This window comes from Nonomuraea sp. NPDC049625 (genome assembly GCF_040675285.1).
In the GTDB taxonomy this organism is placed as follows: domain Bacteria; phylum Actinomycetota; class Actinomycetes; order Streptosporangiales; family Streptosporangiaceae; genus Nonomuraea; species Nonomuraea angiospora_A.
On the sequence record NZ_JBFAOQ010000008.1, the window covers coordinates 495965 to 518295 of the forward strand.

A 22331-nucleotide genomic window follows, 5' to 3' on the forward strand; every position below is an offset into this window, starting at 1 on the left:
CGTCAGAGCGTCCGGGTCATGAAGGCGCTGTGCGGGTCGGGGCCGTAGCCCGCGAACGGACCGCAGGGCTCGAAGCCGAACTTCGCGTACAGCTTCCGCGCCTGCTCGAAGTGCTCGGTCGAGCCGGTCTCCAGGCTGAGCCGCTCGAGGCCCATCGCCTTGGCCTCCTCCAGCATGTGGGCGAGGAGCAGGCTCGCGATGCCGTCGCGCCGCCGCTCGTGGGCGGTGCGCATGGACTTGATCTCGCCGTGCCCGTCGTCGATGCGCTTGATGGCGCCACAGCCGACGAGCTGGTCGCCGTCGTACACCGACCAGAACGTGACCTCGGGGACGCGCAGCCCGTCGAGGTCGAGCGCGTACACGCTCTCGGCGGGGGTGATGGCGTGCATCTCCCGCAGGTGTTCCTCCAGGAACGCGGCGATCTCCGGTCCGCGCAGGTCGTCGACCACGATCTTCATTTACTCTGCCTCCAGTAGTGCGCACGCGAAGAAGCCCGGTGCGGAGGCCTGCGCGAGGTAGAGCGCTCCTCGCTCCGGGCCGGACTTGTCGGTGTGGTCCATCAGGTTGATCAGCCAGTCCGCGTTACCGCAGTGACCGTACCGGGTCATCGGCCCCTGGAAGTGCAGGAGCTCGCGGGCCTGGCCGGCGGCCATCGCGTTGAAGCTCACGATGGGAGCGAACAGGCTCGAGGTGAAGATCTTCGTGACGTCTCCCGGCGCGCGGCCCGCCTGGCGGAACGCCTGGTCCAGCGCGGACCGGGCGACCGCCTGCCGGGACGCGAACGTGTCCTGCCCGACCATGCCGGAGAAGTCCGCGGCCAGCCCGGTCCCGGCGAGCGTGAGGCCGCCGTGGTCACGGCTGATCAGGCAGCCCGCCACGGCGTCCCCGAAGAGCGCGAAGGACTTCACCCGGTCGCGGTCGTCCGGGGTGAAGTCCAGCGCCACCAGCACGACGTTGCGCGCGCCTGCGCCGACCTCTGGGCCGGCCAGGCCCCAGGCGTACCGAAGGGCTTCGAGCGAGCTGCAGCACTGCTGGAGCGACACGATCGCGGGAACGCACGCGGTCAGCCCGGCGGCGCGCATGACCTCGACGGCGACGTCCCTGCCGAGCAGGCCGAGCACGGCGTCGGAGGTCGCGAGCACGAGCCGGTCCACCTCCCCCGCGCGGACGCCGTGCGTGCTCAGCACCTTCGCCACGCAGTCCACGACGTACGGGACGAGCGGCCCGGTCATCTTCCGGTAGGTGCCCGTGCCCATCGCGGCGAACGCGGTGTCCGGCGACACCGCGCGCCACAGGTCCTCGAACCCGGGGATGTCCTCAGGACGGCCTTCGGCGTCGCCGACCACGTACGCGAAGGACCCGATGCCGCCCACTCAGACCTCGGCCGGCGCGCTCGCGTCGATTTCCTCGATCACCGACAGGATGCCGTCGATGTCCTCGAGCATCGGCACCCATTCGGGACGCAACGCGATCCGTCCGTTCGCCTTCTCCTCGATGTAGCTGTTGACGAGGATGAGGATGTTCAGCGAGCTGATCCCGAGCTCGGCGCGCGACCTGCTCTGCGCGACCTCGTCGTAGGTGAGGTCCGGCGCCATGGGCTGCGTGCCGAGGAAGTCGACGAAGTTCCGCAGCCGGTCGTCGATGTCAGGCATCGGCGGCCACCCGCTTGAACGCGAAGCCGTTGAGGTTCTCGGTGTAGATGCGGTTGTAGCCGTACCTGTCCTCGCCGGAGACCAGGACGCAGCCGTGGTAGTCGAGGGCGATCTCGTCGCCGAACTCGACCAGCCTGTCCACGTTCTCGTACACCTTGGTCTGCGGGATCACGTACCTGGAGGCGTAGCCGAGGCGGGTCTGGTCGCTGACGTTGGGCAGGGACCCGTGGACGCACTTCTCGACGAACAGGACGAACTGCCCTGGGCCCATCTCCATCTCGACGACGTCCTCCTTCTCCGGGTCCCAGTCGGGGTCGAGCTGGAGCTCGGAGTAGTCGTAGCCGAAGAAGTCGGTCTTGCGCTGCGGGCCCTTGGTGAGCCGCTTGTTCTCGTCGTAGAACCAGCGCTTCTGGCTGCCGCGGATGAAGCGCAGGCAGCCGTTCTCGCGCTGGGCCGGGGAGAAGGCGGTCCAGACGCTGACGTCCTGGAGGACCGCGTCGTCGTCGCGGTCGTACGCGAAGCTCAGCGACGGCGTGGCGGCGGTCGTGGTCTCTCCGACGATGTACTTCTCGACCTGGTGCCAGCCGGTGCCCGCGTCGCCCGGCTGCTTCTGGAAGATGTTGGACTTCCAGCAGATGATGTCCTCACCCAGGAGCGAGCGCAGCTTGTTCACGATCTCCGGCCGCGAGATGTGCTCGGAGAGCGTGTCGCAGTCCAGGTGCCGGTCATAGTTGATGACCGTCGAGTTGTGCGGCTTGTTCTTCGACAGCGCCATCTCGATCATGGCCTTGCTCCAGATCTTCTGAGCCTCGTCGGGCTCGTAGAGATCGAAGGGGCCGACGTAGCCGTTGTCCTTGAAGAACTGGACCTGCTCGGCGGTGAGGCCGTCGGTCAACGTGGTCATCTGCCTGTGCCCTTCTTGTCGAGGAGCCGTTTCGCGTTCTTCCCCATGAACAGGTCGCGATCGGTCTGGGTCATCTCAGCCGGGAAGGCTCCTTCGGCCGTGAGTCGTTCCACGAAGTTCGTCTGCTTGCCCTGCAGCCGGAAGATCGGCCAGTCGGTGCCGAACAGCACCTTGTGGTTGATGTTGCGGCGGAAGAACCGGTTGAGCCCGGCCACGCCGTCGGGGGCCTCGTAACCGCTGGCGTCGATGTAGACGTTCGGCCGGTTGTTGCAGAGCATCGCGCACTCGTCGGGGTAGTGGACGCTGCCGTGCGCGAGCACGAAGTCCACGCCGGGGAAGTCGCGCGCGGGCCGGTCCACGTAGATGGGCAGCGCGATCTCGAAGTCGAGCGCCGGGGAGGTGGCGCCGATGTGCGACAGCACCGGCAGCCGGTGCTGCGCGCAGATCTCGTAGTACGGGTAGAGCGCCTTGTCGTCGAGGCGGTAGCCGCACGGCGGGTAGAGCTTCATGCCGTCGAAGCCGTACTCGACGACGGCCCGCTCGAAGAGCGCGATCCCGTCGGCCCCCCAGCGCGGGTCGACGCCGGCCAGGACGCGGAAGCGGCCGGGATGCCGATCGACGACCGCCTTGTGGTGATCGATGATCTCCTCGATGGAGTGCGTGCTGTCCTTCAGCGCGTACGTGAAATCCGGCAGCAGCAGGACGGCCTCGTCGATCCCCGCGTCGTCCATCTCCTTCACGAGCTGGTCGCACAGCGGGTCCTGGAGGGTCGCGTCGTGCATGCGGCGCAGCCGTTCCTTCGTGGCGGGCAGGCCGCGCGCCTGCATGGCCGCGGCCATGTTGTCGATGACCCCGTCGCGGAACGACGGCGGGAAGCACATCTCGGCCGCGACGTGGCAGTGGAAGTCGATGATCGTCATGAGTTCGCTCCCAGGCAGATGCCGACGATGTCGTGCACGTACTCGGCCTCGATGAACTCCCCCATGCGGCTCATGGCGTCGATGCCGGTCTGCTCCTCGAGGACGAACACGATGCTCATGAGCCCGATCGAGTCGATGCCGAGGTCGTTCCTGAGGCTCATGGACGGCGCCACGTCCCTGCCGGGCAGAACGCTGGCGATGATCTGGCAGAGCGCGTCCTCGGTCACCTGTCGCCACTCCCCCAGACGGCGCGCGCGACCGCGCCACGGTCGATCTTGAAGTTCCGGGTCAGCAGACCGCTCTCCACGGTGAGCTCCTCCGCCGGGCGGACGAGAGTCGTCGCGATCCGGTGCGACGGCTCGCGGCCCGCGTTCCTCCGCTTGATGTACGCCTCGATCTCGCGCGCCCTGTCCGCGTCCTCGGTCCAGACGACGCAGGCGAGCAACGCGGCGCCGTCCGGCAGGGCCACCATGGCGCGGACGCCGGGAAAGGCGCGTTCGACGTCGGCTTCCAGCTCGGCCGGGTTGATCTTCACCCCGCTCCGGGTGATGATCACGTTCTTCTTGCGGCCGGTGAGCCTCAGGAATCCGTCCTCGAGGACCCCGAGGTCGCCGGTGGCGATCCTGCCGTCGGGGAGGAAGACCGCGTCCTGCGTGTCGACGCCTTCGTACACGTATCCGACGACCTGGGGCCGTTCGGCGCGCACGACGACTTCGCCGTCGTCGCCGAGTTCGACGGTGATGCCGTCCACGGGCCGTCCTGCGCTGCCGACCCTGGCCTGGCCCGGCACGTTCATGGCGATCCAGCCGATCTCGGTGCTGCCGTAGAGCTCGTAGAGCGGCGCGCCGAGCTCCTGGAACAGGGTGACCATGGCCGGCGGCACCGGCGCGGACCCGGTGTACATGAGCCGCACCCGCGACCCGTACATCGACAGCCACCCGCGGCCCTTGTCCATGCGCTCGGCCGGGGCGGCGGCCATGACCCGGTTGTGGAGCAGCTCGAAGAAGGACGGCGGGCCGAGGATGATCGTGGGTTCCACGGTCTTGAAGGCCTGGAACATGATCTCCGGCGGGACGACGGTGGCCGCGCAGCCCGTCCAGATCGCGAGGTAGGTGAGGTAGCGCTGCTGGAAGTTCGAGTACGGCATCACGATCGCGATGTCGTCGTCCGGCGTGACCTGCCACGCGCGGGCCGACAGCTCGACGGTGTTGGCGATGCCGTCGTCGGTGAGCAGCAGGCCCTTCTGCGTCCCCGCGGTGCCCGAGGAGAACGCGATCGTGCGCACGCCGGGCGGCAGCGCCGGAGCGTCGGCGTGCCGTACCGGGTCGAGCTTGACCGGCCGGTCGGAGAGGACCGCGGTGGCCGCGGGCAGGCCGGCCTCGCCCGGGAGTGCCCGGGTCACCAGCAGCGCGGCCAGCCGGTACGTGCCGACGAGCGCGCCGATCTCCGCGGGATCGTGACGGTTCTCCGCGGGGATGGCGACGGGGACGCAGCCGAGGGCGAGCAGCGCGAGGTCGGCGAGGATCCACTCATAGGAGTTGGGGCCGAGCACGCCGACGAGGTCGCCCGCGCCGAGGCCGCTGTCGCGCAACTCGGCCATCAGCCGGCGGGCGTCGTCGTGGATCTCGGCGTACGTCTTGACCAGCGTGCTCCCGTCGCGCGACAGGAACCGCATCCGCTGCCCGGGGTGCTCGGCGAGCCTGTCCACCAAGGAGTCAACGAACATGGAGGTGTTCCTGGACGTACTCGACGGACCGCATGGGCCTGCGGCGTAACTCCTCGACCAGCGGCTCGAGGGGCCCGAGGTCGGCCGGGCCGTACGCGGCGTGGAGGGCGAGCGCGGGGCCGGGGTCCGGCAACAACAGGGTCTCGGCGAGGACGCGGGCCAGCGACCGCAGCCCGGCGAGCACCGCGTCCGGCTCACCGGCGAGGGCGGGGCCGTCGAGCGCGAGCGCGCCGAGCTTCGCGAGGTAGGACAGCTGGAGGAACATGCCGTCGCTGTCGGGGAACGTGCCGAGCCCGCGGTCCACGTAACGCAGGCACTCGGCCAGGTAGTACGCGATGACGTCGGCCTGGTCCAGCCCGAGCGGCCGGGCCCACACCTCGGCGAGGACGAGGATGCCGAACACGTCGGCGGCCGTCTCCTGGAGCACCCCCACGACCCACGGGTCGGCGGTCCACAGCGGGGTGAAGTCCGTGGCGGGCCGGTGCACGAAGTGCCCGAACTCGTGGCTGAGCACCCCGAGCGTCGGAATCCCCGCGAACCGCTCGGCCGCCGGGTCGAACCCGTTCCCCACCCGCGCGTACCGGGCGGAGAGTGGCCCGGACACCGTGTCGAGGACCGCCCGGTGGGTGTTGCGGAAGTAGTAGGTCTTCTTGTACGGCGACTCGTCGACCCCTTCGTCCTCCGGCAGGAAGTACGCGATGTGCTTGGGGTGCAGGTTGCCCTCCCCGGCCATGAAGAACAGCCGGGTCGCGCCGAACGCCGGGAGGTCGCCGAGCCGGAGGTCCGCCATGAGCGTGCGCAGGTACGGCTCGACCTGGTGCCGCTCGGCGAGCGCGGCGGCCACGAACTCCTGCCCCACGTCGTCGCGGCGGCAGGCGAACGCCGTGGGCAGCCCGCCGGGGTCCTTGCCCGACCAGGTGCCGAGATGGCCCGCGACGAGCGTCACGTCCTCCCGCAGCTCCGCCAGCTCGCACAGGGCCTCGGCCGGGTAGCCGTGCTCGACGGCGTCGGCGCGCAGCGCGAGCGCGCGCCGGTCGGCGTCGCCGGGCAGGTGCTTGGCGATGTCACGCATGGCGGAGGCGACCAGCGCCGGAGCGTGGAAGCGCCGTCTTTCCCGCGCGTCCTCGGGCGGCCCCGCCGCCTCCTTGACCCGCTGCCAGTCGGCGTCGACGGCCGCCTTCAGCGCGGCCAGCCCGGCGAGGAAGCCATCACCGAGGTCCGGGGTCTCGGCCGCGAGGTCGAGGCAGGCCAGCTGGTAGCCGTCGGACGGCGGCCAGAAGGCGCTGCGCCAGTCACGGAAGGTTCCGGCGGCGGCCAGATTGCGTGCGTAGTCGAACCTCATGCGTTCTCCAGGAAATCGGCGATAACGAGCGCTGCGCCTTTTTCGCCGATCATCATGCTCGCGGCGTTCGTGTTGCCGGAGACCATGGTCGGCATCACCGAGGCGTCGATCACGCGCAGCCCGGACAGGCCGTGGACGCGCAGCCGGTGGTCGACGACCGCCAGCGGGTCGGCGCCCATCCGGCACGTCCCCACCGGGTGATAGGACGTGTCGCCGTTCTCCCGCGCGTAGGCGACCAGCTCGTCGTCGGTCCGGACGTCCTTGCCCGGGATCAGCTCGAACTCGCGGTACGCGTCGAGCGCGGGATCCTCGACGACGCGGCGCGCGATGCGCATCCCGGCGACCAGCCGCGCGCGGTCGGCCTCGGCGGCGAGGAAGCGCGGCCGGATCGCGGGCGGGGCCATCGGGTCGGCGGAGCGGATGTGGATGGACCCGGCCGACTCGGGCCGCAGCGGATAGACGCCGACGGTCATCCCGGGAGCCGTGTCCAGCCGCCGGGTCGCCCCCGCGCCGTAGCTGGCCGGAGCGAAGTGGAACTGGAGGTCCGGCCGCTGCTCGGCCTCGGACGAGCGGACGAACCCGTGGCCGAGCGCGATGGGCAGGCTGAGCAGCCCCCGGCGGCGCGTCACGTACGTGGCGACCTCGCGGGCCAGGCGCAGGCCGCGCGAGCGCTCGTTGAACGTGATGGGACGGCGGACCCGCCAGCGCAGCCGGGTCGCGTAGTGATCGCGGAAGTTCTCGCCCACGCCGGGCAGATGGTGCACGACCGGCACCCCGGCCGCGGCGAGCACGTCGGCGGAGCCGATCCCCGACAGTTCGAGCAGTTGCGGCGACTGGACGGTCCCGGCGCTGAGGATCACCTCGCGCCGGCAGCCGGCCTGCCGCGCCCGGCCCTGGTGGCGAAAGCTGACGCCGACGCAGCGCGTTCCCTCGAACCGCAGCCCGGTGACATGCGCCTCGGTGAGCACCATGAGGTTGGGCCGCCGCAGCGCACGGCGGAGATACGTCCCCGCGGCCGACGAGCGGCGGCCGCGGTCGTGGTTGACCTGGTAGTAGCCGAAGCCCTCCTGGTCACCGGAGTTGTAGTCGGGGTTCTCCCGGTATCCGGCTTTCTGCGCGGCCACCAGGAACGCGTCGCACAGTTCGTCACGCTCGCGCGGCAGGCCGACGCTGATCAGCCCGTCGCTCCCCCGGCTCGGCCCGCCGACCCCCGCGCTCTCCAGGCTCCTGAAGTACGGCAGGACACCGGCCCACGACCAGCCGGGGTTGCCGAGCCGCTCCCACTCGTCGTAGTCCTCGCGCTGGCCGCGGACGAAGATCATGCCGTTGATCTGGTTGGATCCGCCGAGCAGGCGCCCCCGGGGGATGCGCAGGGTCCGGCCGCCGATCGTCGGGTCGGCGTCGGTCTCGAAGCACCAGTCGTACCTGGGGTTGCCCATGAGGATGGTCTCGGCGGCCGGGATCGACAGCAGCGGGCTGCGCCGCCGCGACCCCGACTCCAGCAGGAGCACCCGCGTGCCGGGGTCCTCGGACAAGCGCGACGCGAGCACGCACCCCGCCGCGCCCGCCCCCACGATGATGTAGTCCGCCCGCATCTAACCGGCCGCCGCGAGGGTGGTCCGGTGCATCAGGCGCCGGTGCTTGACGTGGTCGTAGGAGGTGGCCCGGTGCATGGCGCTGCGGTTGTCCCACAGGACGATGTCGCCGGCCTGCCACCGGTGGCGGTAGGTGAACCGCGGCATCGTGGCGAACTCCTGCAAAAACGTGATGAGCGGCCGGCTCTCGTCCTCGGACATCCCCTCGATCCGCCACGGCACGTTGCCGCCGACGTACAGGGCCTTGCGTCCGCTCACGTCGTGCACCTTCACGATCGGGTGCGCGACGTCCGCCCACTCCTCGCGTTCCTTCGCGGTGGGCGGCGGCCGGTCCGGGTAGTTGTAGGGCCGTGACCGGACCCGGCTGATGACGACCCTGAGATCGGCGATCCGGTCCTTGACCTGGTCCGGGAGCGCTTCGTAGGCGGCGTACATGTTGCCGTACCAGGTGTCCCCGCCGACGGGCGGCACCTCCCGCGCGTACAGCATCGACCCCGCCGGCGGGGCGGTCAGGTACGCGCCGTCGCTGTGCCACACCCGGCCGCTGTACGCCGAGCCGATCGGCTTGCCGTCGCGGGTCAGATTCGACAGGACGAGGATCTCGGGATGGTCGTCGGCGTTGAACTGGGACCGGGTGTACGTGACCACCTGACCGAACCTGCGGCTGAACTCCACCTGTTCGGCCGGGGTCATTTCCTGACCCCTGATCAGCAAAATGGTGGTGTCGATCCAGGCGCGATAGATGCGCTCGAAATCATGGTCGGAAATATAACCGGTGACATCGATCCCGCGGACTTCGGTGCCAATACCCGCCGTGATGGGAATCAACTCAAGCACGGCGGGAGCATACGACCCGGCCGTCGCGCGGCGCAAGGACGCGGGAAACTTTCATTTTCCATAATCGGCCCGGCGGGCGACCCCGGTAAGTGTCGTGACAAAATCCACGCACCGGCACCGACCAGCGAGTTTACATGTTACAAACTTCTCACACCCAACGAATGAGCGCGCGCCGGCCTTTGCTCCGGCCGGAATTGGACAGGGGCCTTTGCCCGCCGTCGGCCGCGTGTTACGCTCCTGCCGCTCGTCCGACGACCGGAAACTCAACGGCGAGAAATCCGCCCCGCCGGCACGGCTTCGACACCGTCAACCCAGGGAGGGAAAGGGTGCCGCAATCCAGACCGGAGCTGGCGCGCATTCACGACTATTACTGCCTGCCTCGCTCCGTCGGCTCCGCCTCGCAGAGCATCTATGACATTTGGGAGAGCGGTGGCGCCTTCAACGACTCCATCACCCCGTCGACCTACGTCCCCGAATACCGTGCGCACATCGTCCTCAAGATCCTGATGCTGACCGCGCCCGGGGCGGCGGTGCTGTCGCTCGGCTGCGGCAACGGCTTCGTCGAAGGCGACCTCGTCGCGCACGACCGCGACGTGCGCGCCATCGACTGCAACGCCGAAGCCGTCGAGCTGACCAGGAAGAAGGGGGTCGACGCTCGCACCGTCGACTACTTCGACCTGCGTCCCGCCGACGCCGCCGACGTCTCGGCCGTCTACGCCGACGGCCTGCTGGGCCACCTCTTCGACGCGGCCGGCGAACTCGCCCCCGCCCTCGGCAAGCTGCGCGACCTGGACCTGCGGCCGGGAACGTACCTGGTCCTGTCCAACGACGCGCCCCGCGACGCCAAGGCCGACTTCGCGCCGCACCAGCACGTGGACGGGTTCTGGTTCATCGCGAAGGACTATCTGCACAAGAGCCTGATTTCTTTCGGGTTCGAGCCGGTGGAAAGCTATTATTTCCCGTATTTGCGGCCCGTGAGCGGAATACGCAACCGCACGATCTGCGTCGCGCTCGTACCCTGACGATCGGATCCCGCCTTGCCAATGTCGGCTGAATTCGCCGAGCGACTGCTGCCGTTGCTCCCCGATCTCGTCGCGGATTACGGCACGCCATTCCACCTCTACGACGCGCGCGGCATCGTGGCCACCCACGAGGCGATGACGCGCGCATTCGGCGACACCTCGTACCGGCAATATTTCGCGGTGAAGGCGTTGCCGAACCTGAATATCCTGGCGTTGCTGCGCGCCGCCGGAAGTGGTTTCGACTGCTCCTCGGCGGTGGAACTGCGCCTTGCCGGGACGGCCGGCGCGCAGACGGGTGACATCGTGTTCACCTCCAACAACACCGCGCTGTCCGAATATCGCACGGCCCGCGCCGCGGGAGCGCTGATAACGTTCGACGACAGGTCGTTCGCGGAAAAGGTCGATGAACTTCCCGAGACCGTCGCCTTTCGCATCTCCCCCACCGGCCTGGCCGCCGGTTGCGCGCTCATGGGCAACGCGGCGCACAGCAAGTTCGGCGTGCCCGTGCACGAGCTCGCGGACGCGTACGCGGACGCCGTCGCCCGTGGCGCGCGACGGTTCGGCATCCACGGCATGACCTGCGCCAACGAGCTCGACACCGGCCGCGCCGCGCGGGCGGCCGCCGACGTCATCCGGCACGGCGCGCGGGTCGCCGACGCCGTCGGGATCGAGCTCGACTACGTGAACGTCGGCGGCGGGCTCGGCATCCCGTACCACGAGGACGACAAACCCATCGACTTCGGGGCGTACGCGGACGAGATCCTCGCCGCCCGGGAGGAGTTCTTCGGCCCCGGCGGGCCGCGCATCCTCACCGAGATCGGCCGGTACGTGACCGGCCCGCACGGCGTCCTGGTCACCCGTGTCATCAACCGCTGCCGCAAGGGCCACGAGATCGTCGGCCTGGACGCCTCGATGTCGTCACTGATGCGGCCCGCCATGTACGGCGCGTACCACCACATCTCCCTCCCCTACGCCGAAGGCAGGGAGATCGGCAGATTCGACGTCGTCGGCGCGCTCTGCGAGAACCTGGACAAGTTCGCCGTCGACCGCGAGCTGCCCGAGCCACGCGACGGCGACATCGCGCTCATCCACGACACCGGAGCCCACGGCCACGCCATGGGCTTCACCTACAACGGCCGCCTGCGTCCCGCCGAGCTGATGCTCACCGACGGCGGCGACGTGGTGGAGATCCGGCGGGCCGAGACCTACGACGACTACATCGCGACCGTCCGCTGGGGAGCGTGACCTTGAACAGGAGCTTGGTCGAGACCGCCTTCGAGCGGCGGGAGTCGTTGTCCGCGGACGAGCTGGCGGCCCTCGCGCCGCACGTCACCGCCGGGCTCGCGGCCCTCGACCGTGGAGAGCTGCGCGCGGCACGGCCGGAGGGGCCGGAGTGGGTGGTCGACACGTTCGTGAAGAAGCTCATTCTGCTGTCGTTCCTGATCGGCCGGAACGAGGTCGGGTCCGGCGGCCCGCGGCAGCCGAAGAGCTTCGACAAGATCGCGCTCAAGTTCGAGACCTGGGACGACGCCGTCTTCCGCGACGCGCGCCTGCGCGTGGTCCCCGGCGGGGTCGTCCGCCACGGCGCGTACGTGGCGCCCGGGGTCGTGCTGATGCCGTGTTTCGTCAACGTGGGCGCCTTCATCGGCCCGGGCACGATGATCGACACCTGGGCCACCGTCGGCTCCTGCGCGCAGATCGGCGCACGCTGCCACATCTCCGGCGGAGCCGGCATCGGCGGCGTGCTCGAACCCATCGGTGAGCAGCCCGTCATCGTCGAGGACGACGTCTTCGTCGGCGCACGCTCGGAAATCGCCGAGGGCGTGGTCGTACGGCGGGGGGCCGTGATCGGCATGGGGGTCTTCCTCGGGAGGTCCACCCCCATCGTCGACCGCGCCACGGGAAAGGTCACCTACGGCGAGGTCCCCGAGAACGCGGTCGTCGTCCCGGGCTCCCGCATCGACGCCAACAATCCCGATATATCGGTGTATGCGGCGATCATCGTCAAGCACGCCGACGACCGCACCCGCGGCAAGACGGCCCTCAACGACCTCGTCCGCGACTGAGCCCCTTCATCGATGCCGTCAACCTCATCGCCGAGCGCCTTCGACCGGCTGCGTGCGCTCCTGGCGGGAATCCCCGCACCCGCCGGCGTCACCCCGATCCCCCTCCACCTCGGGGAGGCTCGCCTCGTCACGCCGCCGGTGGACGGCCGGCTCCTGGCTGACGTGGCCGGCTGGACGCGGTATCCCCCGCTCGGCGGCACCCCCGAGCTCCGCGCCGCCTACACGGGCTGGCTCGAACGCCGCTTCGGCACCCGCGTCGGCGCCGCCGTACGTGAAGGGTCGCTCGCGATCGAGCCGTCCCCCGGTACGAAGCAGGCCGTCGCGGCCGCCATCGCCCTCGCCGTCTCCGGCAGCGTCCGCTCGCCCGCTCCGGCGGTCGTCCTGCCCAATCCGTTCTATCCCACGTACCACGCGGCGGTGTCGGCGGCGGGCGGCCGGGCGATCTTCTACGGCCACGCGTCGGAGGTCGCCGCCGCCGTGGCCGCTCGGCGGGACGTCGCCGCGGTCGTCGTCTGTTCACCGGGCAACCCGCGCGGCGAGACGCACACCCCCGGCACGGTACGCGCGATCAGCGCGGCGACGCGGGCGGCCGGTGCGCTGCTCGTCGTCGACGAGTGCTACATCGACCTCGTCCACGGCGCGTCCGCGGGCGGCGGATTCCTGACGTCCGGCACGGCGAGCGAAGCGGCCCGCTTCCTGGTGCTCCACAGCCTGTCCAAGCGGTCCGGGATGCCGGGCCTGCGGTCCGGGTTCGTGATCGGGGATCCGGGGAGCGTGGCGGCGTACGCGAACCACAACCGCACCTGCGGGGTCTCGCTCGCGGAGCCGGTGTGCGCGGTGGCGGCGGGGTTGTGGGCGGATGACGCGCATGTCGCGCGCCTGCGGTCGGCTGTGAGCGCGAACTGGGATATCGCGGACGAATTGTTCGGCGATCTCGCCGGTTATCGGCGGGCCGAGGCGGGATTCTTCCTCTGGTTCCCCGTACCGGACGACGAGGAGGCGGCGCGCCTGCTGTGGCGGGAGGAAGCGGTGACGGCGATGCCGGGCCGCTACCTCGGCGCGGCCACCGACCGCGGGGCCAACCCCGGCGCGGGTCACCTGCGCATCGCGCTCGTCCACGCGCCGGACCGCACCCGCGAGGCGCTGACCCGCGTACGGCGGGTGCTCGCGGAGCTGAGACCTACTACTACTGCAGGGGAGCTGGCCAGATGAGCGGCGGCCTCGTCGGATGGATCGACCTCGAACGCGACCTCATGGAACGGGCGGACGTCGTGAGCGCCATGACGGACACGATGAACGATCGCGGGCCTGACGGAGGCGCGGTCCACATCATCAGGCACGCGGCGCTGGGCCATCGCCGCCGCACGACCCCGGGCGCCGGTGAAGGGCGTCAACCGGCGCTGTTCGCCACGCGCGGCGGCCCCTCGCCGGACGACGGGGCCGTCGTGCTCGTATACGACGGCGCGATCTACAACCTGGCCGCTCTCCGCCGGTCCCTCGGCCTGTCCCCCGTGGCCACCGACACCGATGTGCTGCTCCACGCCTACCTGACGCACGGCGCGGACTTCGTCGGCCACCTCGTCGGCGCGTTCGCGATCGCGATCTGGGACGGGCGGGACCGGCGGTTGCTGCTGGCGCGGGACCACATGGGGCTGAAGCCGCTCTACTACCACCCTTATCCGGGCGGGATCCTGTTCGCCTCCCTCCCGAAGGGGATCATGGCGAACCCGCTGTTCACACCGCGTCTCGACCGGTCGCTGATGACGATCGCGCTGCAGCCGCGCCTCACGCTCGCCGGTGAGACGCCGCTCGTCGGGGTGCACGAGGTCAAACCCGCGCACGTCATCACGTACACCCCCGACCACGGGCCGGTTTCGCGCGCGTACTGGCGGCTGACGAGCGAGCCGCACGACCACACGCCCGCCGAGACCGCCGAACGCGTGCGGGAGCTGCTCCATGACGCCGTGGCGGGCCAGTTGCCCGCGTCGGGGCCGTGCGGCGCGATGCTGTCCGGCGGCGTGGACTCGACGTCGGTGGCGGCGCTGGCGGCTCGGCTGCTGCCGCACTCGCTCGATACGTACTGCGTCGAGTTCGACAGCGACAAGGCGCACTTCGCGCCGACCGAGCTGCGCCCGGACGTGGACGCGCCGTACGCCGCGGCGGCGGCCGAGTACATGGGCAGCAGGCACACCACGCTCACGGCGACGATGCCGGACCTGCTCGCCGCGATCCCGGCGACGCGCCGCGCGCGCGACCTTCCCGGGTGGGGGCAGTTCGACGCGTCGATGTATCTGCTGTTCCGGCGGATGCGGCAGGACACGACGGTGGCGCTGTCCGGCGAGGCGGCGGACGAGTTCTTCGGCGGGTATCCGTACCTCTTCAAGGCCGAACTGATCCGGCGCGACACCTTCCCGTGGCTCGGGGACGGGCCGAAACTCGCCGACTTCCTCGTGCCGGAGCTCGCGCGGGACGGTGACGAGAAGGCGCGCTACGCGCAACTCCTCGGCGAGGTGCCGCGCCTGCCGGGTGAGGCGGGGCTGGACGCGCGGATGCGGGAGGTGCTCTATCTCGGGATGGCGGGGCCGCTCGCCGTCGTGCTCGACCGCAAGGAGCGGATGAGCGCGGCGCAGGGGCTTCACGTGCGGCTGCCGTTCTGCGACCACCGGCTCGTCCAGTACGTCTGGAACGTCCCCTGGTCGATGAAGTGCTCGGGCGGGTTGAAGAGCCTGCTCAAGGACGCGATGGCCGACATCCTCCCGCCGACGACGCTGACCCGGGAGAAGAGCGCGTACCCGCACGTCCAGAACCCGGCCCACGATCAGGCGCTGGTACGCGAGGCGACGTGGATCGTGAACGCGAGCGAGTCGCCGCTGCGCGCCATGTTCGACGCGCCGCGGCTCAACGACCTGCTGAAACGGATCGGCGCCGACGAGCTGCGCGCGCAACTGCCGGGCGGGGCTAGCGCCGCGCAGCTGCTGGTGCAGCTCGTCGAGCTGAACGCGTGGGTGCGTGAGTATCGGGTGTCCCTGTCCTGAGGGCCCATACGGTCACCCGCCAGAGCGCCTCGAAGAGGACACCGGCGCTCATCTTGCTCGCCCCGCTCGTACGGTCGACGAAGGTGATCGGCACCTCCGCCACCGTGCACCCGTGACGTACGGCTCGCAGCGTGAGATCCACCTGGAAGCAGTACCCCCGTGACTCCACGCTTCCGAGGAGGATCTTCTCCAGCGCGGCGGCCCGGTAGACGCGGAACCCGCCGGTGGCGTCGGCGACGGGAAGCCGGAGCGCCAGCCGTACGTAACGGTTCGCGAGTCGTGAGAGGAGCTCCCGTCTGCGCGGCCAGTTCGCCACGCGGCCGCCGGCCACCCAGCGGGAGCCGATGACGAGGTCGGCCCGCTCGGCCGCGTCCAGCAGGGCGGGCAGCCGCTCGGGAGGGTGCGAGCCGTCGGCGTCGATCTCCACCAGCGCGTCGAAGCCCCGGTCGAGTCCCCAGCGGAAGCCCGCCAGGTACGCGGCGCCCAGCCCTTCCTTGCGTTCCCGGTGCAGGACGTGCACGCCGTCGAGTTCGGCCGCGAGCCTGTCCGCGATCAGGCCCGTCCCGTCGGGGCTGTTGTCGTCGACGACGAGAATGTGGGCGGCGGGTACGGCGGCGCGGATCCTGCCGACGATGCCGGGCAGGGTGTCTCGTTCGTTGTAGGTCGGCGTGATGACCAGGACGGTGTTCATGATCGCTCCTCAACTCGCGTGCCGGAAGTCGGGCCAGGCGGTCTTCCACGAGGTCCGCGGTCCTGAGCAGACCGTGACGGGCAGGCCCTGCTCCTCGTTCGCGACGCCGGTGCCGTGGTCGATGGCCCCGGCGGACTTGCAGCGCGTGAAGCGCAGCCGCAACCGCTCCGGCGGCAACCCCACGGCGACCACCGTCTGAGCCGTTTCCGGCGGTGGGCCTTGGAACCACAGCTCGTTGTGCCCGCTGTAGACGGGGATGTCCGGCGCGAACCGGTCCAGCGCGCCGGCTTCGCCGTAGTTCGCGGTGAGCACGACCGTTCCGGACGGCAGCGTTCGGTACACCCCGGCCACCTGGGCGGCGAAGCGCGGCCAGCCCACGGACTCCCTGGACACCTCGTTCGGCGAGGAGCCGAGCGCCGACAGCGGGAGCAGCGGCAGCGCCACGGCGATCCCGATGACCGAGGTGCCGAGCAGCCCCCACCACACCAGCCGACGCCGGGCGACCCGGCTCTCCGTCCACGCGGCGGCCGGCACGCAGCCGGCCACGAAGGCGAAGATCAGGCTCCCGGCGACATAGTCCGCCCGTCCTCCCGACGCCCAGCCGAGCAGGATCGTCACCAGGGACGCGATGGCCAGCGGCCGGGTCTCCGGCCGCCCGCGCAGCCAGAGCCACCCGGCGACGGCGATCGCGAAGGCTCCTATGCTGAGCAGCACCACCAGCATGGGCACGAACATGATCCGGTTCACGGATTCGCTGAGCGTGGCGGCCATGGTGAGCTGGGGCCAGCCGTTGGTGGCCTGGTAGAGCAGGTTCGGAGAGGCGATGAGCGCGGCCAGGAGCGCCCCGGACCAGAACCACCTGTCGCTGAAGACGGCACGCGGCCCCTTCACCGCCATGCCGACCGTGATGAGCAGCCCGGTGGCCAGCCCCGTGATCAGCAGGACGATGAGGTGCTTGTTGAACGTGGCGGCTCCCGCGACGGCGCCGGCCGCCAGCCACCATCGCCCGTCGCCGCGCAGCAGGGCACGCAGCACGCACAGGATGCAGGCCGTCCAGAACACGAAGTCGGCCGACTGGGTCAGCAGGGTGTGCCCGGCGAGCAGGGGGAACATCCCGGTGCCGAGGCCGGCGGCGGCGAGCTTCTGCGCGTTCGCGCGGCCGCCGAGCTCCCGCGTGATCGCGGCACCGAGGAGGATCAGCAGGCCCGCGCACAGTGCGGGGACGACCCGCAGGCCGACGATGGTGTCCCCGAACAGCCCCGTGGACAGCCGCGCGAGGAGCGGGGTCAGCGGGGGCTGGTCGAAGTACCCCCAGGCGGGAGTCCGGCCGAGCATGCGGAAGTAGAGCTCGTCGCGGTGGTAGCCGTACCACGGGCTCAGCATCAGCAACGTGACCACGACGACGCCCGCGATGGGACCGATGGTCCGCCAGGCGATCGCCGGGAGCGAGGGAGCGGTGTTCCGGAATCGGGGGGCTTGAAGAAGCATGCCTCCACGGTTTCCGATGGCCCGCTGTCTGTCGTCTGGCCGGGAACAGAACCTGGGGTCAGACCCCAGGCATAGGCGGCGACTCCCCAGGGCGGACGACGCCGTGGTCGAACGCGAAGACGACCGCCGCGGCCCGGTCGCGCACCGCCAGCTTCGTGAAGATCCGGCCGATGTGAGTCTTGATCGTGCCCTCGCCGATCACGAGCCGGTGGGCGATCTCGGCGTTCGTGAGCCCCCGGCCGATGAGCTTGAGCACGTCGAGCTCGCGGGCGGTGAGGTCGCCGAGCCGCCGGACCGCGTCAGGGTCGGTCACCGGATCCGCGCGGTAGCGCCGCAGGACCCGCCCGCAGACGGCGGGGTCCAGCCAGCCGTCGCCCGCCGCCACCGCGCGTACGGCCCGCTGAATATCCTCGGCCGGAGCGTCCTTGAGGCAGAACCCTGACGCGCCGGCCCGCAGAGCCGCCGCCAGAATGTTGTCCTCGCCGAACGTGGTCAGCACCAGGATGCGGGACGCCGGATCCGCGGCCAGCAGCGCGCGGGTGGCCTCGACCCCGTCCATGCGCGGCATGCGAATGTCCATGACCACGGCGTCGGGCCGGACGCGCGCGACCTCCGCCAGCGCGGCCTGGCCGTCGGCCGCCTCGCCGACCACGTCGAACCCGTACGGCTGGCGCAGGATCGTCCGCAGTCCTGCCCTGGCGAGCTCCTGGTCGTCGACGAGCACCACCGAGATCATGCGGGCAGCTCCGTCCGTACGACCCACCGGTCGTTCTCGACACCGGCGGTGACGTGGCCACCGACCATGCGCACCCTGTCGGCCATCGCGCGAAGTCCCATGCCGCCATTGTGCCGAGGTGGGCTGCCGGGCAGGGAATTGGTGACCGTGGCCCGTACGGCGCCTTCCTCCGATATGCGCAGCCGTACCTCGACGGAACTCCGCGGCGCGTGGCGGCTCGCGTTGGCCAGTGCCTCCTGCATCAGCCGGTAGAGCACCATCCCGGTCGTCGGGCTCACCACCGTCAGCTCACCGTCGACGCTCGACTCGAGTTCCAGGCCCGCCGTCCGGTATTCCTCGAAGAGCTCGGGTAGCCGGGGCGCGGTGGGCTGGGGGGCGACCACGGCCGGGTCGGAGCCTTCTTCGGCGAGAACGCGGACCACCTTTCGCAGCTCCGCCATGCTCTGCCGGGCAAGGCGCTCGGCCTCGGCGATCCCCGCCGCCGCTTCCCCGGGATCGTGCTCGAGCGCCAGCCGCGCACCCCCCAGATGCAGCACCGTCACGGCGAGCGTGTGCGCGACGATGTCGTGCAGATCGGCGGCGAGCCGCTGCCGTTCGGCCAGGGCGGCGGCAGCGGCGGCGGTGCTCTCCGCGCGGTGCAGCCGCTCGCCCACCTCGATGCGGTAGCGCGCGGCCCAGCCGCTCCAGAAGACGAGCGTCACGGCGGCCAGCCAGTTGGGCCACCCGGGGTCCGGCGTGGTGAACGCCGCCGCGACCACCACGGCAAGCGAGGCGAGCCACATGGCGATGCCCGGCCAGAGCCGCAGGTTCAGCGCGACGAACGCGATGTAGATCACCAGGACGAACCAGCCGATGCTGTTGACCGCGAGCCCCGTGAGCGCCGCTATGGCCGCGGGGGCCAGGAGACCGGCCACCTCGGCGAGCCGGCCCGGCGCCGTACGCACGATGACGAGACAGAGAACGATGAAGGCGCCCCCTCCGGCGAACGGCCACCCGCAGCCGCAGCCACGCGTGATCGTCTGCGCCCACGACAGCCCGACCAGCAGCATCAGCAGCCCAAGGCCGGCCGGTAACAGCCAGCGGGGAGTCACCACCACCCGCCCATCGTAGGAACCGCCGGTTCCGCACGCATCCACCCGGAGTGGTACCCGCCATCTGCCCACGGTCAGAGGACAGAGGCCCCTGGCGAGCACGCCCGCGGGCGATCGGCAGTCGAGACTCCGGAACTCGCAGTCATCGAGCAAGGCCGTAATGCCGTGCGAGCCATGGAAGGCGACGGACGAACTCTGCCTCGTCGCCGGGCACCGCGTGGTAGGTCAGGAAGGGAAACTTTCTGCGGACGCCTCGCGCGCGAACGGCATCGCCCAGGCTGTCCACTTCCAGACCGGTCGCCTGCCTGTAGGGATCGAAGGCGACGTATCGGCGTTCTTGTCAAAGGCGTTCGAGTTCTTCGGCGCGGCGCAGGTCCTTGGGGCGTCCCAGGGCGCGACGCATCAGGATGAGGTCGTCCCGGCGCAGGTAGCTCACCCGCAGACCGTCCGTGTCGACGGCGGTCAGTGCCCGGTCGAGCAGAGGGCGTACCGGCAGTGTTCCCCACGGCAGGTCGGGCGTGCAGCAGTCGCCGCTCACCTGCGGGGAGTCGAACTGCACCTTGGGATGCAGGAACGCCTGCGGCCTGGGTGGGATGGGGCGATGTTCGTCGTCCAGCAACGTGCAGCCGGCGGCGGCGAAGGCGTGCGCCAGGGGGTCGGCCTGCTCCGGTGCTCCGTCCCACAGCAGGTCGAGGTCCCCGGTCAGCTCCGTTGAGCCGTGCAGGATCCCGGCGACCTGGCCGATCACCACGGCCCGTGCTCCGGCCGCGTCCAGAGCCCGCAGCAGCGGGAAGGGGTCGAAGCGCTGCGCGCTGTCGGTCGCGAGGCTGCCGGCGACGGGATCGGCGTCATCGTGGGTGCGACCGGTGGCGGGGCGGCTGCGGGTCAGGGCCCTGGTTCGGTCGACGGCCTCGTGCAGCAGCTCCAGCGGTCCACGGTTCACCGCTTCATCCAACACCACGCGTACGATCGTGATCAATCTCGGCGCCGACGGCTGTGCGCAAGCGCCGCCCATCGCAGCGGCGGCTCTCGGTACAGCGGCCCTGGTCGTGCTCGGTTTGCGACTGGCCACCCGCCGCGCCAACGGATGACGTCGGCGTCGAGCAGGTTCCACCGCTCGCGGGGCAGCACCACGGTTCCACGGTGCTGCCGCGCCTCGAGCAGGCCCTTCGCGGTCAGCACCTTGAGCGCTTCACGTAGTGCGGTCATGCTCAGATCCAGCTCCGCGCCGAGCGACGAGAGGTCGAGGACCGCGCCCTGGGGAAGAACTCCCGACACGATCCGCATACCGAGCTCGGTAACCGTGTGACCGTGCACGCCCCGCCCGTTGTAGCCGGCGAGAAGGTGCTCCGGCGGCCCGCTCGGCCCGTAGGCCACGGCCAGGGTCGCGATCTTGGGCCCGAGACGGTACCGGTGCGCGGAGTCGCGGGTGAGAAAGCCCTCCGCCGGCATCACTCGCCCGGGCCTGTCGTGGGCCGTTCACCCTGTCGCGCCGACGAGCTCCGAGACCGAGCTCGGCCGGCGGTCCCGGCATTAGAGGGCCGGCGCGCCGGCCCGGGTCCGGACCACCGTTCCGCTGACCGGCTGTGGGTTGCGGATCAGGTTGAGGATGGGGCACACCCGCTCGACCTCGGCGTGCAGGTTCGCCAGCTCCTCGTCCGAGGCGGGCGAGTCGATCAGCACCTCATAGGTGAAGTTGTGCGGGTACACGGGAATGTCGCCGTCGCCCGGCTGCTGGGCTCTGGGGTCGTATTCGGCCTGTACGTCCACTTCCAGCGCGTCGATCGGCACCGCCAGTTCGGCCGCCTTGATCAGGAAGATGTGCGTGACGCAGCTGCCCAGAACGCCGGCCTGCAGTTCGGGCGAGGTAGGGCCGAGGTCGTAGCCGGCGAAGTCGGACCCGCTGTCGCTGATGATCTGGAAGTCCCTGATCCTGATGCGCCGGATCCCGCTGCGGCCTTCGGCGGTGACGTGGGCATGCAGCGGGACCGGCCCGGCGGCGGGTGCCTGCCGGCGGGCCAGCAGGGCGGTGCGTTTGTGTGACAGGTACTCGCGTAGGGTGCTCATGGTCTTTCTCGTCTGATCAGCGCTGGTCACGGGGCCGAGCGGGGTCGAGCGGGGTGCCGAGCGGGGTGCCGAGCGGGGTGTCGATGACGGCGCGCGGCGCCGGTTCGGTCCTGGTGGGATGTCGAACGGGACACCGCCGGATGGACCTGCTCGCGCGTCATCGGCCCCGCCCGTGCGGCGAGTCCCAGGCGGCGGGCAGCCCCTCGATCGTCTCCCTGAACGCCGGCCGCTGGTAGAGGTCGCGCGCGTACGGCCACAGGTGCTCGAAGTCGGTCAGCGTCCGCTCGCTGATGAGGTCGCCGCGGTTGTACTCGGAGTCGAACCTGGCCAGCGTCACCCACAGCCGCACGTCCGCCTCGGTGATCGTGTCGCCGGCCAGGAACCGCTGCCCGGACAGGCGCTCGTCCAGCCGCTCCAGGGCCGCGACGACGCGGTGGCGCTCGCTTTCGCGGTCTTCCTCGGTGGCGGCGCGGGCCACCCGGGAGACGCCGGCGTTGATGTCGTAGTAGATCCAGCCGTTGAGTTTGTTGATCTCCGGGCGGAGCGAGTCCGGGTAGAGGTCGACGGAGGTGTCGGCCCACTGCTCGAACTGGGTGGCCAGGTCGATGGTGATGTCGGGGAAGTTGTTGCTGACGATCCGGCCCGTCCGCCGGTCCCAGAGCACGGGGACCGAGATGTGGCCGCCGTACGCGTGCTCGGTGGCCTCGTAGGCCTGCTCCAGCAGGGTGAAGCCGTTGACCGGGTCGGGGCCGCGGCGCTCCCTGAACGCCCAGCCGCGGCCGTCGCGCTCGTCGTCGACGTACGACAGCGAGACCACGTCCTCCAGGCCCTTGAGCTTGCGGACGATGGCGGTGCGCTGGGCGTACGGGCAGACCCAGGCGACGTAGAGGTGGTAGCGGCCGGGCTCGGCGAGGAATCCGCTGGAGCCGTCGGCGGTGACGCGGCCCTGGAAGGGATAGATCGGACGGTTCCAGTCCGGCGAGAGGTGCAGACGGCCGGGGCCGTAATGACCGTACGCGGCGTGGTCGACGGGACTTGCGTAGACCGGCGTCTGGGTGATGGACACGGGCTCTCCGGGTTTCAAGAGTTATTTCCTACTCGACTTATAGGGTACTTGATATCCCATACTTCTGGTAGGAAAATGGGGATACTTTGACGA

23 protein-coding genes are annotated in these 22331 nt (G+C 70.4%); 5 read left to right on the top strand and 18 right to left on the bottom strand.

The annotated features are described in order from the left end of the window. Nucleotides 1-2 precede the first annotated feature (2 nt). Genes AB0J87_RS34200 through AB0J87_RS34245 form a run of 10 tightly spaced genes read right to left on the bottom strand, consistent with a single transcriptional unit; the run spans nt 3 to nt 8976 of the window. Nucleotides 3-458 carry a GNAT family N-acetyltransferase gene (locus AB0J87_RS34200; RefSeq protein ID WP_363971865.1) on the bottom strand — a complete coding sequence of 152 codons (456 nt, stop codon included), beginning with the start codon at nt 456-458 and terminating at the stop codon, nt 3-5. Beyond that, nucleotides 459-1373 carry a hypothetical protein gene (locus AB0J87_RS34205; protein WP_363971867.1) on the bottom strand — a complete coding sequence of 305 codons (915 nt, stop codon included), beginning with the start codon at nt 1371-1373 and terminating at the stop codon, nt 459-461. It abuts the gene before it with no gap. After that, a complete protein-coding gene (locus AB0J87_RS34210; RefSeq protein ID WP_350734068.1) occupies nt 1374-1652 on the bottom strand; it encodes a hypothetical protein in 279 nt (92 codons plus the stop codon). It abuts the gene before it with no gap. Further along, entirely contained in the window at nt 1645-2556 is a 912-nt protein-coding gene (locus tag AB0J87_RS34215; protein WP_363971869.1) for a chlorinating enzyme, read from the bottom strand. The genes AB0J87_RS34210 and AB0J87_RS34215 overlap by 8 nt, the downstream gene beginning before the upstream one ends. Continuing rightward, complete coding sequence (locus AB0J87_RS34220; RefSeq protein ID WP_363971871.1) at nt 2553-3476, bottom strand: amidohydrolase family protein; 924 nt, start codon at nt 3474-3476, stop codon at nt 2553-2555. The genes AB0J87_RS34215 and AB0J87_RS34220 overlap by 4 nt, the downstream gene beginning before the upstream one ends. Continuing rightward, nucleotides 3473-3703 carry an acyl carrier protein gene (locus tag AB0J87_RS34225; RefSeq protein WP_363971873.1) on the bottom strand — a complete coding sequence of 77 codons (231 nt, stop codon included), beginning with the start codon at nt 3701-3703 and terminating at the stop codon, nt 3473-3475. Before AB0J87_RS34225 ends, AB0J87_RS34220 begins: the two co-directional genes overlap by 4 nt. After that, nucleotides 3700-5202, bottom strand: coding sequence for an AMP-binding protein (locus tag AB0J87_RS34230; protein WP_363971875.1), 1503 nt, complete (start codon nt 5200-5202; stop codon nt 3700-3702). The genes AB0J87_RS34225 and AB0J87_RS34230 overlap by 4 nt, the downstream gene beginning before the upstream one ends. Further along, nucleotides 5192-6544 carry a hypothetical protein gene (locus AB0J87_RS34235; protein ID WP_363971877.1) on the bottom strand — a complete coding sequence of 451 codons (1353 nt, stop codon included), beginning with the start codon at nt 6542-6544 and terminating at the stop codon, nt 5192-5194. The genes AB0J87_RS34230 and AB0J87_RS34235 overlap by 11 nt, the downstream gene beginning before the upstream one ends. Beyond that, on the bottom strand, nt 6541-8139 hold the full coding sequence (locus tag AB0J87_RS34240; protein WP_363971879.1) for a GMC family oxidoreductase N-terminal domain-containing protein: 1599 nt from the start codon (nt 8137-8139) through the stop codon (nt 6541-6543). The genes AB0J87_RS34235 and AB0J87_RS34240 overlap by 4 nt, the downstream gene beginning before the upstream one ends. After that, a complete protein-coding gene (locus tag AB0J87_RS34245) occupies nt 8140-8976 on the bottom strand; it encodes a TauD/TfdA family dioxygenase (protein WP_363971881.1) in 837 nt (278 codons plus the stop codon). 326 nt (nt 8977-9302) lie between these two features. Between AB0J87_RS34245 and AB0J87_RS34250 the strand changes: the two genes are divergently transcribed. Genes AB0J87_RS34250 through asnB form a run of 5 tightly spaced genes read left to right on the top strand, consistent with a single transcriptional unit; the run spans nt 9303 to nt 15099 of the window. Beyond that, nucleotides 9303-9998: a class I SAM-dependent methyltransferase gene (locus AB0J87_RS34250; RefSeq protein WP_363971883.1), complete on the top strand. Its 696-nt coding sequence runs from the start codon at nt 9303-9305 to the stop codon at nt 9996-9998. Nucleotides 9999-10019: 21 nt separating this feature from the next. Next, the gene (locus AB0J87_RS34255) at nt 10020-11243 is read left to right on the top strand and encodes a diaminopimelate decarboxylase (RefSeq protein WP_363971885.1); all 1224 of its coding nucleotides are present in this window, start codon (nt 10020-10022) and stop codon (nt 11241-11243) included. Further along, on the top strand, nt 11240-12064 hold the full coding sequence (locus AB0J87_RS34260) for a 2,3,4,5-tetrahydropyridine-2,6-dicarboxylate N-succinyltransferase (protein ID WP_363971887.1): 825 nt from the start codon (nt 11240-11242) through the stop codon (nt 12062-12064). The genes AB0J87_RS34255 and AB0J87_RS34260 overlap by 4 nt, the downstream gene beginning before the upstream one ends. A 12-nt stretch (nt 12065-12076) precedes the next feature. Beyond that, nucleotides 12077-13276, top strand: coding sequence for an aminotransferase class I/II-fold pyridoxal phosphate-dependent enzyme (locus AB0J87_RS34265; RefSeq protein ID WP_363971889.1), 1200 nt, complete (start codon nt 12077-12079; stop codon nt 13274-13276). After that, nucleotides 13273-15099 carry an asparagine synthase (glutamine-hydrolyzing) gene (gene asnB, locus AB0J87_RS34270; protein ID WP_363971891.1) on the top strand — a complete coding sequence of 609 codons (1827 nt, stop codon included), beginning with the start codon at nt 13273-13275 and terminating at the stop codon, nt 15097-15099. Before AB0J87_RS34265 ends, asnB begins: the two co-directional genes overlap by 4 nt. Here asnB and AB0J87_RS34275 read toward each other — a convergent pair. The 8 genes from AB0J87_RS34275 to AB0J87_RS34310 all read right to left on the bottom strand — a co-directional run bounded on the left by AB0J87_RS34275 (nt 15023) and on the right by AB0J87_RS34310 (nt 22238). Then, entirely contained in the window at nt 15023-15790 is a 768-nt protein-coding gene (locus tag AB0J87_RS34275; RefSeq protein ID WP_363971893.1) for a polyprenol monophosphomannose synthase, read from the bottom strand. The genes asnB and AB0J87_RS34275 overlap by 77 nt on opposite strands. A gap of 9 nt (nt 15791-15799) precedes the next feature. Further along, entirely contained in the window at nt 15800-17278 is a 1479-nt protein-coding gene (locus AB0J87_RS34280; RefSeq protein ID WP_363971895.1) for a glycosyltransferase family 39 protein, read from the bottom strand. A gap of 58 nt (nt 17279-17336) precedes the next feature. After that, nucleotides 17337-18014 carry a response regulator transcription factor gene (locus AB0J87_RS34285; RefSeq protein WP_363971897.1) on the bottom strand — a complete coding sequence of 226 codons (678 nt, stop codon included), beginning with the start codon at nt 18012-18014 and terminating at the stop codon, nt 17337-17339. Beyond that, nucleotides 18011-19111 carry a histidine kinase gene (locus AB0J87_RS34290; RefSeq protein ID WP_363971899.1) on the bottom strand — a complete coding sequence of 367 codons (1101 nt, stop codon included), beginning with the start codon at nt 19109-19111 and terminating at the stop codon, nt 18011-18013. Before AB0J87_RS34290 ends, AB0J87_RS34285 begins: the two co-directional genes overlap by 4 nt. Before the next feature lie 334 nt (nt 19112-19445). After that, nucleotides 19446-20048 (bottom strand): hypothetical protein, encoded by a 603-nt coding sequence (locus AB0J87_RS34295; RefSeq protein ID WP_363971901.1) that lies wholly within the window; start codon nt 20046-20048, stop codon nt 19446-19448. A 32-nt stretch (nt 20049-20080) separates the two neighbouring features. Next, nucleotides 20081-20557: a GntR family transcriptional regulator gene (locus tag AB0J87_RS34300; protein WP_363971979.1), complete on the bottom strand. Its 477-nt coding sequence runs from the start codon at nt 20555-20557 to the stop codon at nt 20081-20083. An 81-nt stretch (nt 20558-20638) separates the two neighbouring features. Continuing rightward, a complete protein-coding gene (locus AB0J87_RS34305; protein ID WP_363971903.1) occupies nt 20639-21172 on the bottom strand; it encodes an OsmC family protein in 534 nt (177 codons plus the stop codon). A gap of 157 nt (nt 21173-21329) precedes the next feature. Next, nucleotides 21330-22238, bottom strand: a complete 909-nt coding sequence (locus AB0J87_RS34310; protein ID WP_363971905.1) for a glutathione S-transferase C-terminal domain-containing protein — start codon at nt 22236-22238, stop codon at nt 21330-21332. Nucleotides 22239-22331 lie beyond the last annotated feature (93 nt).

What these genes read in the sequence shown, in the direction of transcription:
- AB0J87_RS34265 (WP_363971889.1), top strand. Translation starts at nt 12,077, where the DNA reads ATGCCGTCAACCTCATCGCCGAGCGCCTTCGACCGGCTGCGTGCGCTC.
- AB0J87_RS34235 (WP_363971877.1), bottom strand. Translation starts at nt 6,544, where the DNA reads ATGAGGTTCGACTACGCACGCAATCTGGCCGCCGCCGGAACCTTCCGT.
- AB0J87_RS34215 (WP_363971869.1), bottom strand. Translation starts at nt 2,556, where the DNA reads ATGACCACGTTGACCGACGGCCTCACCGCCGAGCAGGTCCAGTTCTTC.
- AB0J87_RS34255 (WP_363971885.1), top strand. Translation starts at nt 10,020, where the DNA reads ATGTCGGCTGAATTCGCCGAGCGACTGCTGCCGTTGCTCCCCGATCTC.
- AB0J87_RS34275 (WP_363971893.1), bottom strand. Translation starts at nt 15,790, where the DNA reads ATGAACACCGTCCTGGTCATCACGCCGACCTACAACGAACGAGACACC.
- AB0J87_RS34300 (WP_363971979.1), bottom strand. Translation starts at nt 20,557, where the DNA reads ATGCCGGCGGAGGGCTTTCTCACCCGCGACTCCGCGCACCGGTACCGT.
- AB0J87_RS34200 (WP_363971865.1), bottom strand. Translation starts at nt 458, where the DNA reads ATGAAGATCGTGGTCGACGACCTGCGCGGACCGGAGATCGCCGCGTTC.
- AB0J87_RS34220 (WP_363971871.1), bottom strand. Translation starts at nt 3,476, where the DNA reads ATGACGATCATCGACTTCCACTGCCACGTCGCGGCCGAGATGTGCTTC.
- AB0J87_RS34230 (WP_363971875.1), bottom strand. Translation starts at nt 5,202, where the DNA reads ATGTTCGTTGACTCCTTGGTGGACAGGCTCGCCGAGCACCCCGGGCAG.
- AB0J87_RS34285 (WP_363971897.1), bottom strand. Translation starts at nt 18,014, where the DNA reads ATGATCTCGGTGGTGCTCGTCGACGACCAGGAGCTCGCCAGGGCAGGA.
- AB0J87_RS34280 (WP_363971895.1), bottom strand. Translation starts at nt 17,278, where the DNA reads ATGCTTCTTCAAGCCCCCCGATTCCGGAACACCGCTCCCTCGCTCCCG.
- AB0J87_RS34305 (WP_363971903.1), bottom strand. Translation starts at nt 21,172, where the DNA reads ATGAGCACCCTACGCGAGTACCTGTCACACAAACGCACCGCCCTGCTG.
- AB0J87_RS34210 (WP_350734068.1), bottom strand. Translation starts at nt 1,652, where the DNA reads ATGCCTGACATCGACGACCGGCTGCGGAACTTCGTCGACTTCCTCGGC.
- AB0J87_RS34240 (WP_363971879.1), bottom strand. Translation starts at nt 8,139, where the DNA reads ATGCGGGCGGACTACATCATCGTGGGGGCGGGCGCGGCGGGGTGCGTG.
- asnB (WP_363971891.1), top strand. Translation starts at nt 13,273, where the DNA reads ATGAGCGGCGGCCTCGTCGGATGGATCGACCTCGAACGCGACCTCATG.